The 15,738-nt window shown below is 37.3% G+C and carries 11 protein-coding genes; 10 read left to right on the forward strand and 1 reads right to left on the reverse strand.

Annotated features, from left to right (window positions below):
• The first annotated feature begins 34 nt into the window (after window positions 1–34).
• The 7 genes from FLS47_RS11125 to FLS47_RS11155 are packed head-to-tail and all read left to right on the forward strand — an operon-like array spanning window position 35 to window position 9,702.
• Window positions 35–958, forward strand: a complete 924-nt coding sequence (locus tag FLS47_RS11125; protein WP_149914439.1) for a dihydrodipicolinate synthase family protein — start codon at window positions 35–37, stop codon at window positions 956–958.
• On the forward strand, window positions 958–2,082 hold the full coding sequence (locus tag FLS47_RS11130) for a hypothetical protein (protein WP_149914440.1): 1,125 nt from the start codon (window positions 958–960) through the stop codon (window positions 2,080–2,082). Before FLS47_RS11125 ends, FLS47_RS11130 begins: the two co-directional genes overlap by 1 nt.
• A 21-nt stretch (window positions 2,083–2,103) precedes the next feature.
• Window positions 2,104–3,330, forward strand: coding sequence for an MFS transporter (locus tag FLS47_RS11135; protein WP_149914441.1), 1,227 nt, complete (start codon window positions 2,104–2,106; stop codon window positions 3,328–3,330).
• Window positions 3,314–5,383 carry a GDSL-type esterase/lipase family protein gene (locus FLS47_RS11140; RefSeq protein WP_149914442.1) on the forward strand — a complete coding sequence of 690 codons (2,070 nt, stop codon included), beginning with the start codon at window positions 3,314–3,316 and terminating at the stop codon, window positions 5,381–5,383. Before FLS47_RS11135 ends, FLS47_RS11140 begins: the two co-directional genes overlap by 17 nt.
• 1 nt (window position 5,384) lies before the next feature.
• A complete protein-coding gene (locus FLS47_RS11145) occupies window positions 5,385–6,617 on the forward strand; it encodes an AGE family epimerase/isomerase (RefSeq protein WP_149914443.1) in 1,233 nt (410 codons plus the stop codon).
• The gene (locus FLS47_RS11150; protein WP_223225242.1) at window positions 6,565–8,520 is read left to right on the forward strand and encodes a family 20 glycosylhydrolase; all 1,956 of its coding nucleotides are present in this window, start codon (window positions 6,565–6,567) and stop codon (window positions 8,518–8,520) included. Before FLS47_RS11145 ends, FLS47_RS11150 begins: the two co-directional genes overlap by 53 nt.
• 21 nt (window positions 8,521–8,541) lie before the next feature.
• Entirely contained in the window at window positions 8,542–9,702 is a 1,161-nt protein-coding gene (locus FLS47_RS11155) for a sialidase family protein (protein ID WP_149914444.1), read from the forward strand.
• A gap of 67 nt (window positions 9,703–9,769) precedes the next feature.
• On the opposite strand, the gene FLS47_RS11160 is transcribed toward FLS47_RS11155, so the two are convergent.
• On the reverse strand, window positions 9,770–11,161 hold the full coding sequence (locus FLS47_RS11160) for a type III PLP-dependent enzyme domain-containing protein (RefSeq protein ID WP_149914445.1): 1,392 nt from the start codon (window positions 11,159–11,161) through the stop codon (window positions 9,770–9,772).
• Window positions 11,162–11,269: 108 nt separating this feature from the next.
• Here FLS47_RS11160 and argS point away from each other — a divergent pair, with 108 nt between their 5' ends.
• The 3 genes from argS (at window position 11,270) to FLS47_RS11175 (ending at window position 15,547) form a co-directional block, all read left to right on the forward strand.
• On the forward strand, window positions 11,270–13,054 hold the full coding sequence (argS, locus tag FLS47_RS11165) for an arginine--tRNA ligase (RefSeq protein WP_149914446.1): 1,785 nt from the start codon (window positions 11,270–11,272) through the stop codon (window positions 13,052–13,054).
• Window positions 13,055–13,164: 110 nt separating this feature from the next.
• A complete protein-coding gene (locus FLS47_RS11170) occupies window positions 13,165–14,247 on the forward strand; it encodes a Gfo/Idh/MocA family oxidoreductase (protein ID WP_149914447.1) in 1,083 nt (360 codons plus the stop codon).
• Between the two features lie 151 nt (window positions 14,248–14,398).
• The gene (locus FLS47_RS11175; protein ID WP_394349526.1) at window positions 14,399–15,547 is read left to right on the forward strand and encodes a BaiN/RdsA family NAD(P)/FAD-dependent oxidoreductase; all 1,149 of its coding nucleotides are present in this window, start codon (window positions 14,399–14,401) and stop codon (window positions 15,545–15,547) included.
• Window positions 15,548–15,738: the final 191 nt, after the last annotated feature.

The following is a 15,738-nucleotide window of genomic DNA, read 5'->3' on the forward strand; positions in this document are numbered from 1 at the left end:
TATTGCCTTTGGATATGTTAAAGACTAAATAAATATGAATAACAAAAAAATTGATGGCTTAATTGCAGCACCGTTTACTCCAATGAATGAGGTTGGAGAGTTGAATTTGGATATAATTCCTTCATACTATCAACTCCTTAAGTCCAATGGTGTAACTGGCGCATTTATATGTGGTTCTACGGGTGAAGGTGTTTCTTTGACTTTCGATGAGAAAGTTAAGGTGTTGAGAGCGTGGACAAGCCTAACCAAAGAAGATGGGGATTTCGCGTTGATGATGTTCTTGGGAGGAACCAATATCAAAGAATGTAAAGAATTAGCTCGAATATCTGAAGAAGCTGGTGCGGATGCTATATCATTTACATCGCCATACTATTTTAAGCCTGCAAATGTCGTCCAATTAGCTAAATGTTGTGCAGAAATTGCATCCGTAGCTCCGAATACAGCATTCTATTATTACCACATTCCTGTGTTAACAGGAGGCAATTATGCAATGTATGATTTGTTGAAAGAAATCGATGGAAAAATTCCAACCTTCTCAGGAATAAAATATACACACGAAGATTTTATGGATTTCTTGTCGTGTATGAACTTTGAGAATGGAAAATACAATATGCTTTGGGGTAGAGATGAGAATATGTTGTCATCATTGGTCTTAGGTTGTACTGGTGCAGTCGGAAGTACCTACAATTATGCAGCACCATTGTACCACGATTTAATGAAAGCTTATCAAGAAGGTAATTTGCTAGAGGCAAATGCTTTACAACAAAAATCAATTGATATGATTCTTTTGTTGGGTAAGTATGGTGGAATTGCTACAGGCAAGGCATATATGAAATTGATCGGCGTTGATTGTGGTGAATTTAGACTGCCGATAGCAAATATGAGCGCAGAAACATTTGAAAAATTTAAAGATGATGTTGCGACTTTGGACTTCGAAACTTTTAAATCAAAATTCTAATGAGTCGTCTTGGTTGGATGCTTTGTTGTGTGGTTGTATCGGCATGTGATATGAAGGAAACTAATTTGGAAATAGATTGGACCATTGCGGGCAAATTGCCTGTGGGAGTCGATAATAAGGAACACATTGGCGTAGCAGGGCCAGTTACAGGTATTATCGGAGATGTATTGGTAGTTGCTGGCGGAGCAAACTTTCCTAATGGAATGCCATGGGATGGAGGTCAAAAGGTATACAGCAAAGATGTTTACCTCTATACCCAAGATCACAATAATGGCTTTACAGTTTCTAATACGCAGTCATTTGGCGACAGTGTGGCGTATGCCGCTAATATTTCTGTTGGAAATTCAATATATTCTGTTGGTGGAGAAAGAAATGGAACAGCCACTGCTGATGTGTATCGGTATTTTTTAGAGAATGATTCTTTTCAACGTGTTCAGTTACCATTATTACCAAAGCAACTAACCAATGGTGGTGTCGCTCGAGTAAATGAATACATATATTTTGTGGGCGGGGAGAATGCAGATTTAGTTTCGAATAAAGTATATAGATTAAAGTTTGAGGAAGCTAATTCCAATTGGGAAGAATTTGCTGAATTAGCAAAACCTCTGACTCATGCTGTCATTACTTCTGATGAAAAAGAAAATATCTATATCATAGGTGGGCGCAAAAGGAATACGAATGCTAAAAGTGATATGTACGATGAGGTATTCGAATTAAACCTGTCTTCCAAAAAAATAACACTTTTAGATAGATTGCCAGAGGCTTTAGCTGCTGGAACAGGAGGTTTTTACAATGGTAACTTGATAGTGATAGGAGGCGACAATGCCCACATTTTTCATCAAGTAGAAGAATTAATCGGTGCTATAAATTTAGAATCTGACGATAATAAAAAGACTGAACTTATAGTGAAAAAGAATAATATGCAACGTTCGCATCCAGGATTTTCTAAGAATGTATGGACTTATAATCTAGCAGACAAAATTTGGAAATCTTCAAATAAACTGCAAGGAGAAAGTCCAGTGACTACGACAGCAATTATCAAAAATGGTAACATAATTATTCCAAGCGGTGAAGTGCGAGCGGGAGTTCGAACCAATCAAATCTTAATGGGTAAGATTAAATAAAAGACCATATAAACCTTGATTATGAAAAATAGTAAAATATATCCTTGGGTCGTAGTCGGCTTACTTTGGTTTGTCGCACTACTCAACTATATGGATAGACAAATTTTATCGACTATGCGTCCAGCTATGGCGATGGATATTGTGTCGCTTGAAAGTGCTGCGGTATTTGGCAATCTAATGGCTGTATTCTTATGGATATACGGCTGTATGAGTCCAGTTGCTGGGGTATTGGCTGATAAATTGAATAGAAAATGGTTGATTATTTCTAGTCTATTCGTTTGGTCAGGTGTTACGCTTTTGATGGGCTTTGCGACTTCGTACGACCAATTGTATGCGCTGCGCGCAGTAATGGGCGTTAGTGAAGCTATATATATTCCTGCAGGATTGTCGTTGATTGCTGATTATCACAGTGACAAATCCAGATCATTAGCTGTAGGTATTCATATGACAGGCTTGTATTTTGGACAAGCTTTGGGAGGATTTGGAGCTACTGTTGCATCCAATTACTCTTGGCAGAACACGTTTATTTTATTTGGTTTAGTAGGAATTGTCTATGCATTAATCTTAGTATTTACACTTTTCGAGACACAAGCTCGCGTAAAACTAGAAAAAATTACCGAAGATCGCACTTCCGTGTTAAAAGGTATACCGATTCTATTTAGCAATATCGCTTTCTGGGTAATCCTTTTGTATTTCGCAGTTCCAAGTTTACCAGGATGGGCTACGAAAAACTGGTTGCCAACATTATTTGCCGACAATCTTAATATTCCAATGGAAAAAGCAGGTCCATTATCTACAATTACTATCGCATTTTCATCATTTGTAGGCGTAATTTTCGGTGGTATTCTTTCGGATAAGTGGGTTCAAAAAAATATTAGAGGTCGTATATATACCAGTGCAATAGGTTTGGCATTAACAATTCCTGCCGTATTTCTTATTGGTTATGGGACTACGATTTGGGCAATTGTTGGCGCAGGACTGATGTTTGGATTTGGTTTTGGGATGTTTGATGCGAATAATATGCCTATTCTTTGCCAATTTGTATCTGCCAAATATCGTGCGACAGCTTACGGGATTATGAACATGGTTGGCGTCTTTGCTGGGGCATATATTACTAATTTACTAGGAGCTTCTGCTGACGAAGGTAATCTAGGTTCTGATTTTGCGCTATTAGCTGTTATTGTGTTTGTAGTCTTGATTATACAATTATCTGTTTTACGTCCTAAATACAATGAGCAACCTAGTTAAAATTACCTTGCTTTTAATTAGCTTTTGTTCTTTGGTTTTACCTATCAAAGCGCAAAAGCGTGTAGCTTTTATTGGCGATTCGGTCACTGAAGGGTATGGTATAAGTGATTCAACACATAATTATCCCGCACAATTGCAAAAGTTGTTGGGATCAGGATTTGTGGTTGGTAATTTTGGACATTCCGGTGCTACATTGTTAAGAAAGGGACATAATCCTTACCACAAAACCAAAGCTTATACTAAGGCTTTATCTTTTAGACCTGATGTAATCGTTATTGCTTTAGGTTTGAATGATACGGATCCGAGAAATTGGCCAAATTATAAGAATGAATTTTTAGGTGATTATAGTCAGTTGATAAAAAATTTTAGGAAAATCAATCCAAAAGCTGAAGTATTCATCTGTACGATGACACCAATTTTTAGTGGACATCGTCGATTTTTATCAGGAACGCGAGATTGGTTTGATCAAATTCAAGCATTGATTCCGCAAATAGCAAAAGCGCAAAATGCTACTCTGATTGATAATCATTCTGTATTGGCAGCACGTATTGATCTATTTGATGATTATTTGCATCCAAATAGTAGAGGAGCGCAATTAATCGCAGAAAATGTTGCGCCATATATAAAACCTATTCAGCAAGCCTTATCGCTGCATGAGACATTTGGAAATCATATGGTATTGCAACGCAAAGTAATCAATAAAATTAGAGGCAAAGCTTCTGCGAATGAAACTGTAACTATCGAATTTAAAAACAAAAAATACCACACTATCTCTAATGGAATTGGGAATTGGGAAATAGATCTTCCTGCTCAATCGGCAGGAGGACCTTTTAGCATCAAAGTACGCACAACGAAATCGAAAATTGAATTAACTGATGTGTTATTTGGAGATGTTTATTTGTCTTCAGGTCAGTCAAATATGGCTTTTGAGTTACAACACGCTTTAGGTGCGGATTCTATTTTGAATAAGGTGCAATCATTTGAAAAAATAAGAGTTTTTAAGAATAAAAATTTGATTGAAACCTCCAATATTGTTTGGGATGCAGAGCAATTGGATAAAGTTAATGAGTTGCAATATTTCTCCGGAAATTGGCAAAAATCTTCTAAAGACGCTGTGCAAAATTTTTCCGCAATAGCGTATATGACAGCTGTCGAGTTATATAAATCACAGCAAGTTCCCATTGGAATTATTGATATTTCGGTAGGTGGATCTAATACAGAATCTTGGATTCCACGATCGGTTTTAGAGCATGACAATCTACTTGCGACTTATATTCATACTTGGAAAACTTCTGATTTTGTGCAAGACTTTTGTCGTGAACGTGGGGCTAAAAATATGGAAGCTTCGAAAACGAAACATCAGCGTCACCCTTACGATCCTGCCTATAATTTCGAAGCTGGAATTACTAAATGGAAGGATACAAAAATCAATGGTGTTCTGTGGTATCAAGGCGAGAGCAATGCGCACAATATCGAGCATCATGCACACTTGTTCAAAACAATGGTAGAATCATGGCGTAATGTTTTTAGAAAAGATCTACCATTTTATTTTGTGCAACTCTCTAGTATGAATAGACCTTCTTGGTCGGTATTTCGTGATTCGCAACGTTTGCTTAGTAATGATATTTCTAATTGCTATATGGCAATTAGTTCTGACGTTGGGCATCTGACAGATGTGCATCCGAAGAATAAATTAATAATTGGAAAGCGATTAGCCAATTTGATACGTCAGCATACTTACCATGAAAATATTGTTGCTGATTCGCCTCAGCCTATTTCGTATAGAAAAGCTGACAACGAAATTGTTATTGAATTTGATCATTGTAAGACTTTAAAACTTTCAAATGGTGATTCTATCAATGATTTACAAGTTGTTGAAGTTTACGGTACTATACTTGAGGTTCGCTCGGCACGTGTAGAAGGCAATACATTGAGAATTCCCATTCTAAACGATGTGATTAACATCCAATATGGCTATTCGCCATTTACAACTGGAAATTTAATAAGTGATACAGCAGTACCTGTGTCCACCTTTAATTTAAAAATTGATTGAGATGAAATATACAGATGAACATTTAAAAGATTTGGCAAAGTTTTACCAAAACCAACTTCTTGAAGATACCGTTCCATTTTGGTTCCCACGTTCATATGATTTGGAACATGGAGGATATCTGCTTATGCGCGATGCAGATGGAACCTTGATCGATACAGACAAAGCGGTTTGGATTCAAGGGCGTGCATGTTGGTTGCTAGCTACTTTGTATAACACAGTTGAACCAAAACAAGAATGGTTGGATGGTGCGAAAATTGGTTATGATTTTTTGAAAAACAAGTGTTTTGCCGAGAACGGAAAAATGTATTTTCACGTGGATAGAGAAGGAAATCCAATACGTATGCGTCGATATTTTTTCTCCGAAACGTTCGCGGTCATTGCTTTTGCAGCATATGCTAAAGCTTCAGGAAATGTAGAAGCGGCTGATTTGGCGCGAAAAATTTTTGGAACTTGTCTTTCTTACCTATATGGCGAAAAGCAAATGGAACCTAAATTTGAATCAACTAGACCGACTCAAGGGATAGGTATTCCAATGATTATGTTGAATACATCACAGCAACTCCGCGAGTCAATAGGTGATGATCGCTGTGAGGAGACAATAACGTACTGTATCGAACGTATCGAAAAGTACTTTGTAAAAGATGATATCCGTTGTGTGATGGAACAAGTGGGGTTAGATGGGGAAATAATTGATCATATCGATGCACGTACATTGAATCCAGGGCATGCAATAGAAGGCGCTTGGTTTATCCTTCATGAGGCAAAACATCGAAAAAGCGATATGAAGTTAATTGATCTTGGCTGTCGTATGCTGGATTACATGTGGGAGCGAGGCTGGGACGCTGAGCATGGTGGTATTTTATATTTCAAAGATGTGTATGATAAACCTGTGCAGGAATATTGGCAAGACATGAAATTCTGGTGGCCACAGAATGAGACTATCATCGCAACTTTATTCGCTTATGAAATCACAAAAGATGAGAAATATGCCGCAATGCACAAACAAATCCACGAATACGCCTATAAACATTTTCATGATAAAGAAAATGGCGAATGGTTTGGCTATTTGCATAGAGATGGTTCCGTAGCGCAAACTGCTAAAGGTAATTTATTTAAAGGCCCATTTCATTTGCCTCGTCAGGAATGGTATTGTTATATGCTATTAAAGAAATATTTGAATAATGATGAAAGCAATAAATCTACTTGTACTAGTAATTGTTTGGACGGCAACTAGTAGAGTTGCAAAAGCACAAGATAACATTATCCCCAAGCCTATTCATGCTGTTTGGGGACAAGAAAACTTGGATTTGAGTAATGGTGTTTACATTAAAAGGACCAATTCATCGCTTACGTCTGAGCACGAAATTCTGAAGAATATTTTTAAATCTTGGGGTATAAATATTGTAAATAAACCGCTAAAAAAACGAATTCCAACCGTTACTTTAAATATTCAACCTAATTTAAAAGGTAAAGATGAAGGTTATAACTTGCTAATTAGCAGTAATGAAATTAATGTTACGGCAAAAACTGCTGCTGGAATTTTTTATGGACTTCAAACCTTAAAACAATTTTCGGTATTGAATCATAAGATTCAATTTGCTAGCATTCAAGATGAGCCGGCTTTTTCATGGCGTGCTTATTTGATTGATGTCGGTCGTAATTTCCAACCTGTGGATATGATCAAAGAGCAAATTGATGTCATGGCACAATACAAGTTGAACGTGCTACATTTTCATTTTACTGAAGATATTGCTTGGCGATTGCAAAGTGACAAATATCCAGGCTTGACAGATGCTTCAGTAATGACACGATGGAAAGGTCAGTATTACTCGAAGCAAGATTTCAAAGATTTAATGCAATATTGTAAAGAACGTCATATTACATTTCTACCAGAGATAGATATGCCTGGACATAGTGCTGCCTTCAAAAGATTCTTTGGCGTGGATATGCAATCGGATTCTGGAATGGTATTCATCAAGGAATTGTTAACCGAATTTCGTCAGAACTTTCCTGAATTAGATGTCATCCATATCGGCGGGGATGAAGTGAAGATCACGAATAAAAATTTCATGCCTGAAATCACAAAGTATGTAGAGAATTTAGGGTATAAGAAGACAATTGGATGGGATCCTGGAAGTAATTTGGAGCCGCAGACTATTCGCCAAATGTGGATGGGCGGACCAAAATTGATCGAGGAAAAAGGCGATAAAATATACATCGAATCCAAGCATTTGTACATAAATCATATGGATCCTTTGGAAACGGTGACTACATTATTTCACCGTAAAATTGGAGAAGTGGATAAGGAACATAAGAATTTCATTGGAGCCACATTATGCTCATGGCCTGATCGTGCTGTAGCAAAACCAATTGATATGTTTCACCACAGTGCTATTTATCCGGCTATTTTAACTTTCGCCGAGCGCATTTGGCAAGGTGGAGGTCGAGCAGGATGGATCGCTAATATTGTTTCTGCAGATGATATAAACTATAACGATTTTGTTGCTTTTGAAAAGAGACTGCTTCTTCATAAGAAATTATATTTTGCGGAGAAGCCTTTTTCATATGTGTCTCAATTGGGAATAAAATGGGAATTAATTGGTCCTTTTGATAATTTAGGTGATGTATATAAAAGTTTTGCAATAGAAAAAAATCCGTTTGCACAACATGAGGTTACGAAAGTCGTAGAAGGAGGGACTGTTATTTTGAAGCACTGGTTTGGTGATATAATTGAAGGAGCAATTTCCAATCCAATAAAGAATACTACCTATTACGCTCGTACAAAAATTTGGTCTGATACAGAGGAGTTAAAGCCTTTCTGGATTGATTTTAATAATTTCTCGAGGTCTTATTTGACCGATACACCAGAACTGGATAAGTGGGATAATAAAGGAAGCCAAGCCTATGTGAATGGTGTTCGTATTGCGCCGCCGAAATGGCAAAATGCAGGTCAGCAAGGGCAATCAGAAGTTCCTCTAATTGATGAAGGTTATACTTATCGAGCTCCGACAATGATTATGTTAAAAAAAGGTTGGAATGAGGTGTTATTAAAACTTCCAGTAGCAGAATTTAGAGGTAGAACATGGGACAATCCCTCCAAATGGATGTTTACGTTTGTTCCAATAGAAACGAAATAAAAAACAAACATTATAAATACTATGAAAAAACTATTTTTAAGTTTTTGTGCAATCACGGCTTCTTTTGTGCTAATGGCACAAGAAGTAACCGTTTTTAAATCTGGTGAAGACGGCTATGCAAGTTACCGTATTCCAGCTATCGTGAAGGGAAAATCTGGTGAGTTAATTGCTTTTTCTGAAGGACGTGTAGATCACTCTGGTGATTTTGGTAATGTGGATATTGTATACAAAATCAGTAAAGATGGCGGTAAAACTTGGGGAGCTTTACAAGTGGCGGTAGATTATGACAAATTGCAAGCTGGAAATCCAGCTCCAGTAGTAGATTTATTGGATCCGGCTTATCCACAAGGTAGACTTTTCTTATTTTACAATACAGGAAACGATCACGAAGGGGACGTTCGTAAGGGCAAAGGTCTTCGTGAAGTGTGGTACAAAGTATCTTCAGATGCTGGAAAAACGTGGTCAGAAGCGGTGAATATCACAACGCAAGCTCACCGACCTAAGCAGCCGCAAATCAATCCAGCATATAATTTTAAAGAAGATTGGAGAACGTATGCGAATACACCTGGTCATGGTTTTCAGTTCGTATCTGGACCGAATAAAGGTAGAATTTATATAGCAGGAAACCACAATGCAGGAGATCCACAGCCGCAAAATAAAGATTGGAATGCGCACGCTTATTATTCGGACGATCATGGCAAGACATTCAAATTGAGTGAGAAAGTACCTTATCCAGGAACCAATGAATCTTTAGCAGCTCAAATTGGCGAGAATTCGGTCTACATGACTTCACGTAATCAGCAGTTGACGCCAAAACAAAGAGTGATTTCGATTTCACACGATGGTGGCCACACTTGGGTTTCATCAGCACCTGATGCTAATCTTCCTGATCCAATCAATCAAGGCGCTGTTTTATCTTGGAAAAAAGGTAAAAAGTTCGTCCTAGCACACATCAATGCAGCGGATGAAAATAAGCGTGATAACCTGACTTTGCGTTTATCGAAGGATCAAGGTAAAACTTGGTACTTCAACAAAGTTGTGGCTAAAAGTCCAGAAGGTTATAAAGGTGGGGCATACGCTGCCTATAGTGATATCGTATTAGTAAAGCAAAACTCAATCGGTGTAATGTATGAAAAAGATGGTTACAAAGAAATCGTATTTGTACCTGTCGCAATTAAATAGTCTAAGTTTTCCATTAGTCATAAACCAAAAACGCTGTTCGATAGGAACAGCGTTTCTTTTATATTTTCTATTGGTAGCCCAATAGTTTCATTACTTGTTTCGAGTTTTGCTCTTCACCGAAAACTTCATAGTTGAAAGTCTCGTCTCTGTTGCGACGTATCAATACGTGCTTAGGAGAAGGCAACAAACAGTGGTGAATACCACCATAACCTGACAATACATCTTGGTAAGCCCCTGTATGGAAAAATCCCAAGTACTGTACTTTACGTGTTTTAGGCATAAATACAGAGTTCATGTGTGCTTCTTGATTGTAATAATCTTGACCATCGCAAGTAATACCACCTAAGTTTACGCGTTCGTATTCTGAATCCCAATTGTTGATTGGTAGCAAAATATATTTTTGGTTCAATGCCCATACGTCCGGTAAGTTCGTGATGAATGAACCATCAATCATAAACCATCTTTCACGGTCATTTTGTTGTTTACGACCCAGTACTTTGTACAAGATACCTGAAGCCTCAGCAACTGTATATTTGCCAAATTCCGTAATGATATCTGGTTCCATTACTTCATGGTGCGCACAGATTTGTTTGATACGGTTTACAATTTCATTGACCATGTATTCATAATCAAAATCATGAACCAATGAATCTTTGAAAGGCATACCACCACCGATATCTAATGTATCTAAATCTGGATTTATCTTCTTGAATTTACAGTAAAGCGTTACATATTTCTCTAACTCATTCCAATAATACGGCGTATCCGAAATACCAGAATTGATAAAGAAGTGTAATAACTTCACTTTGAAATTAGGGTTGTCTGCAATTTTGTTATTGTAAAATTCAATAACGTCTTCTTGACGAATACCTAATCGAGACGTATAAAATTGAGAATCAGGTTGCTCTTCTGAAGCAATACGAATACCCAAAGCACATGGCTCATCCAATTCAATCTCATCATCATACAAATTGAATTCTTCCTTGTTGTCCAATACAGGAATGATATTCGTGTAGCCATCATGGATCATATCGATGATGTACTGTTTGTATTGATACGTTTTGAAACCATTACAAATCACCGTAATGTCTTTCGTTACCGTTCCCTGACGCTCCAATGAATCAATCATCGGCATATCAAATGCAGATGAAGTCTCCAAGTGGATATCATTTTTTAACGCTTCTTCTACGATGTGTTTGAAGTGCGACGACTTGGTACAATAACAATACTTATACGAACCACGGTAGTTGTGTTTCAAAATCGCGGTTTGAAACAAGATTTTCGCTTGTTGTATTTTTTTGCTGACAATAGGTAGGTACGTAAAACGCAATGGCGTGCCATACGTTTCAATCATTTCCATCAAATTCAAATCGTGGAAATACAATTCGTCGTCGATGATTTCGAATCCGTCTTGGGGAAAACCAACACTTAAGTCAAGAAATTCCTGATAGCTCTGCATTTTTTATTATTTTTGCAAAGATATACTTTCATAATGAATACCTAAATACATTGGGTGTTATTTTTCCCGTTCATTATCAGAAAGATAGAATTATTACGCAATAATTACATGACGAATTCGATACAAGATACACTAGTTCAACAAACTGTTGCCGCTGTCAAAGCGCTTTATGGTGCTGATATTCCAGAATCGCAAATTTCTCTGCAAGAGACAAGAAAAGAATTTGAAGGTCAAATCACTATCGTTACTTTTCCCGTAACTCGCTTCTCCAAAAAGTCTCCAGAACAAACAGGTACAGAAATAGGGGAGTATTTACAACAAAATATTGAAGTTATTTCGGCTTTCAATGTGATAAAGGGATTTTTGAATATTTCATTATCGGATTCGTATTGGATTGCTTTGTTGAATAAGACTATTACTGCTGAAAATTTCGGTCAATTCCCTGAAAATGGTAAAAAATTGATGGTGGAATATTCTTCACCTAATACCAATAAACCTTTACACTTGGGCCACATTCGCAACAATTTGTTAGGGTATTCGGTAGCGGAAATTTTGAAAGCTTACGGTTATGATATTATCAAAACAAATTTGGTAAATGACCGTGGTGTGCATATTTGTAAATCGATGTTGGCTTGGCAGAAGTTCGGAAATGGTGAAACACCAGAATCTTCAGGCTTGAAAGGTGACCACTTAGTAGGTAAATATTATGTGGTCTTCGATAAAGAATACAAAAAAGAAATCGAAGCTTTAAAAGCGGAAGGTCAAACGGAAGACGAAGCGAAGAAGAATGCGCCTTTGATGTTGGAGACGCAAGAAATGTTGCGTCAATGGGAAGCAGGGAATGAGGAAGTAATCGCGCTTTGGTCTAAAATGAACGGTTGGGTGTATGCTGGTTTTGAGAAGACGTATAAACAACTTGGTGTTGATTTCGATAAATTTTATTACGAATCAAATACCTATTTATTAGGTAAAGATATTATCCAAGAAGGTCTGGAAAGCGGTGTTTTCTTCAAAAAAGAAGACAACTCGGTGTGGATTGATTTGAAGGATGAAGGTTTAGACCAAAAATTGGTGTTGCGCGGTGATGGAACATCCGTTTACATCACACAAGATTTGGGTACAGCACAATTAAAATACGACGAATTCGGAATGAGTGAGTCTATTTATGTAGTAGGTAATGAGCAAGACTACCACTTCAAAGTGTTGTTTACTATTCTAAAAAAACTAGGCAAATCTTGGGCAGATGGTTTATTCCATTTATCATATGGTATGGTGGATTTACCTTCTGGAAAGATGAAATCTCGTGAAGGAACTGTCGTAGATGCTGATGATTTGATGGCTGAAATGGTGGAGACGGCTAAATCACGTACTGAAGAATTAGGAAAAACTGAAGATTTTTCTGAAGAACAAAAGGCAGCACTTTACGATACAATCGGCATGGGAGCTTTGAAATATTTCTTGTTGAAAGTTGACCCTAAAAAACGATTGTTATTTGATCCGAACGAATCGGTGGATTTTCAAGGTCATACAGGACCATTTATTCAATATACGCACGCTCGTATCAAGTCCGTATTGCGCAAAGCTGAATTTAATTCTGATGCAGCAATAGCTATTCCAACTAATATATCAACGTATGAACGTGATTTGATTCAGGCTTTGGGACAATTCCCAAGTGTAATTGAAATCGCTGCAAAAGAGTTTAGTCCTGCACAATTAGCAAATTATGCTTATGAGATTGCTAAATTGTACAACAAATTCTATCATGAAGAGACGATTTTGAAAGCAGAAGATGTTGATGTAAAGACTTTCCGTTTACATTTATCAGCTGCAGCAGCCAAAGTAATAGCTAAGGCAACACGTCTGTTAGGAATCCAGGTTCCAGAGAGAATGTAACAGAGCATTCAATATATAATTGAGAAATAATCTAACCATTTTGGTTAGATTATTTTTTTTGCGATAATACCTAAGTATATTTGGCATCTTATATGCACCAGAATAAAACTATGAAGAGATACAAAGTAGGTTTAATAGGGTTTTCAATTGGTGGACATGTATTTCATGCTCCTTTTATTGCAAGTAATCCAGATTTAGAATTATATAAGGTTACTGCTCGTAAAGAAGAGCAACAAAAAATGTTAGCTGAACGCTATCCAGAAGCTATTGGCGTCCTTTCGGCAGATGAAATAATCAATGATTCTGAAGTGGATATTGTAGTGGTAGCAACGTCCAATGATGTGCATTACAGTCTGACCAAGCAAGCTTTGGAAACCGGTAAACATGTCATCGTCGAAAAGCCTTTTACCAATACCACATCGGAAGCGGATGAATTAATCGCTTTAGCGAAGAAAAAAGGATTATTACTGTCAGTGCATCACAATGCACGATTCCATTCAGATTTCAAAACTGTGAAACGTGTATTAGCTGAGGGAAGATTAGGCAGAGTAGTAAGTTATGAAGCGCGATTTGACCGTTTTCGTAATTTTTTGAGAGAAGGAGCGTGGCGTGAACAGGCTGGTCCTGGTTCTGGAATTCATTACGACTTAGGTGCACATTTGATCGATCAAGCTTTACAAATATTTGGTCATCCGGAATATGTTTTTGCGGATTTACGCGTACAACGTGACGGCGCTGAAGCAATTGATGACTTTGAATATATTTTATCTTATCCTCGTCTTAAAGTTATTTTAAGAGGCCAAATGCTAGCGAAAGAGCCAACTCCAAGATTTGCTATTTATGGGATGAATGGTTCTTTTGTGAAAAAAGGAGTTGATCCACAGGAAAATTTGTTACGTGCAGGTGTTCGCCCGGAGTCTAAAGCTGATTGGGGTGTAGAATCAGCAGAAATACAAGGTTCACTTTCTCTATTAGAGAACGGTGAAGATGTGCACGAGTATGTTTTAAGTGAGATCGGTACGGGACAGGATTTTTATAAAAATATTGTTGCGACATTGCGTGGTGAGGACGCATTATTCATCAAGCCAGAAGAAGCCCGCGACGTGATACGTATTCTTGAATTGGGAGATATCTCCTCTCGAGAAAGACGAACAGTAACTGTAGAAGGAGAGCTTATTTCTTCAAAATATTAAAGATGAAATCCCGAAGTTAAAGATGCTTCGGGATTTTTCATTTCTATAAACTTGTCATATTTGGCAAGACGACCTATCTTTGGCATTCTAAGTAGAAAACATAGTGGCAAATTACGATGCAATAATTATTGGAGCTGGAGCGTGTGGATTGATGTGTGCTGCGCAGGCAGGTTTGTTAGGGAAGAAGACATTGGTTCTTGAAGGAAATGATAAGCCTGGCGCTAAAATTCTCATCTCCGGAGGAGGACGTTGTAATTTTACCAACCTTGGAACTTCTATAGAAAATTTCGTTTCCGAAAATCCCAAATTTTTGAATGCTGTTTTTTCGCAATGGACAGTAGAAGACACCATTCAGTTTTTTGAAAATTTTGGTGGAATAAAACCACAGGAAAAGACACTAGGTCAACTATTTCCTACGACAAATAAAGCAAAAGATATTGTAGCAACGTTTACCAAGTTGTTATACGAAACAAGTCAAGATTTGTGGCTCAATACCTTGGTCAAAGCTGTCGATAAAGTTGCTCAAGAATATGAGCTTACCATTATTCGTAATGGTAAAGAAGAAAAATTAACAGCTCAAAAAATAGTTTTTGCCTCTGGAGGTTTGCCTGTGCACAAGTTAGGTGCTTCGGATTTTGCATTACGCGTAGCGCGTCAATTTAATCTTAAAATTGTACAAACTGCACCCGCTTTGGTACCATTGACCATCACAGGGAAAGATGCAGACTGGTATGCTTCACTTTCTGGGAATTCGGTCTTTGCGCGGGTTTATAATGACAAAATATCTTTCGAAGAGAATATCCTTTTTACACATTGGGGGTTGAGTGGACCAGCTATTTTGCAGATTTCATCCTATTGGAAAGCTGGAGATACCTTTACCATCGACTTGTTGCCAAAATTCAAATTGGAGGATGTCATCAAGCAAGAACGTAATAATGGAGGAAAGCGTCTTGTCGGACAGATGTTAAACGATTTTTTTACAAGAAAAATGGTTGATGCTTTGGGTAAATTCTTGCCATTAGATGTAAAAATTGCATCTTTAAGTAAGGTTGATGCCAAATTAATAATTGATACTATTCACAAGTTCATAGTCAAACCTGCTGGGGATAAAGGTTACGATAAAGCGGAAGTTATGCGTGGAGGGATTTCTACCACAGAACTAAATCCTAAAACTTTAGAATCAAAGAAAAATCCTGGTTTGTATTTTGGTGGCGAAGCTGTAGACATCACAGGTTGGCTGGGGGGCTACAATTTTCAATGGGCTTGGGCTGCTGGATATGCTATTGCGCAAGATATATAGATTACTTTTTAATGTTTTTGTTAAGTTATGCGGATATAAAAAGTTTTTGTATTTTGCGTGAAACTAATTTTGATATTCGAAGATTAGTTATATTTGATATGAAAACAATTTTAAGATTATTTTAATATAGTCTTTTCAATCTAACCTTTTGTATTCTAGAGTTTTATTAGTGTTGACGTGCTGATTATTAT

Source organism: Sphingobacterium cavernae (assembly GCF_008520265.1).
Lineage (GTDB): Bacteria > Bacteroidota > Bacteroidia > Sphingobacteriales > Sphingobacteriaceae > Sphingobacterium > Sphingobacterium cavernae.

Coding starts and splice junctions, on each gene's coding strand:
- FLS47_RS11125 (WP_149914439.1), top strand. CDS start 35: ATGAATAACAAAAAAATTGATGGCTTAATTGCAGCACCGTTTACTCCA.
- FLS47_RS11130 (WP_149914440.1), top strand. CDS start 958: ATGAGTCGTCTTGGTTGGATGCTTTGTTGTGTGGTTGTATCGGCATGT.
- FLS47_RS11135 (WP_149914441.1), top strand. CDS start 2,104: ATGAAAAATAGTAAAATATATCCTTGGGTCGTAGTCGGCTTACTTTGG.
- FLS47_RS11140 (WP_149914442.1), top strand. CDS start 3,314: ATGAGCAACCTAGTTAAAATTACCTTGCTTTTAATTAGCTTTTGTTCT.
- FLS47_RS11145 (WP_149914443.1), top strand. CDS start 5,385: ATGAAATATACAGATGAACATTTAAAAGATTTGGCAAAGTTTTACCAA.
- FLS47_RS11150 (WP_223225242.1), top strand. CDS start 6,565: ATGATGAAAGCAATAAATCTACTTGTACTAGTAATTGTTTGGACGGCA.
- FLS47_RS11155 (WP_149914444.1), top strand. CDS start 8,542: ATGAAAAAACTATTTTTAAGTTTTTGTGCAATCACGGCTTCTTTTGTG.
- FLS47_RS11160 (WP_149914445.1), bottom strand. CDS start 11,161: ATGCAGAGCTATCAGGAATTTCTTGACTTAAGTGTTGGTTTTCCCCAA.
- argS (WP_149914446.1), top strand. CDS start 11,270: ATGACGAATTCGATACAAGATACACTAGTTCAACAAACTGTTGCCGCT.
- FLS47_RS11170 (WP_149914447.1), top strand. CDS start 13,165: ATGAAGAGATACAAAGTAGGTTTAATAGGGTTTTCAATTGGTGGACAT.
- FLS47_RS11175 (WP_394349526.1), top strand. CDS start 14,399: ATGTGTGCTGCGCAGGCAGGTTTGTTAGGGAAGAAGACATTGGTTCTT.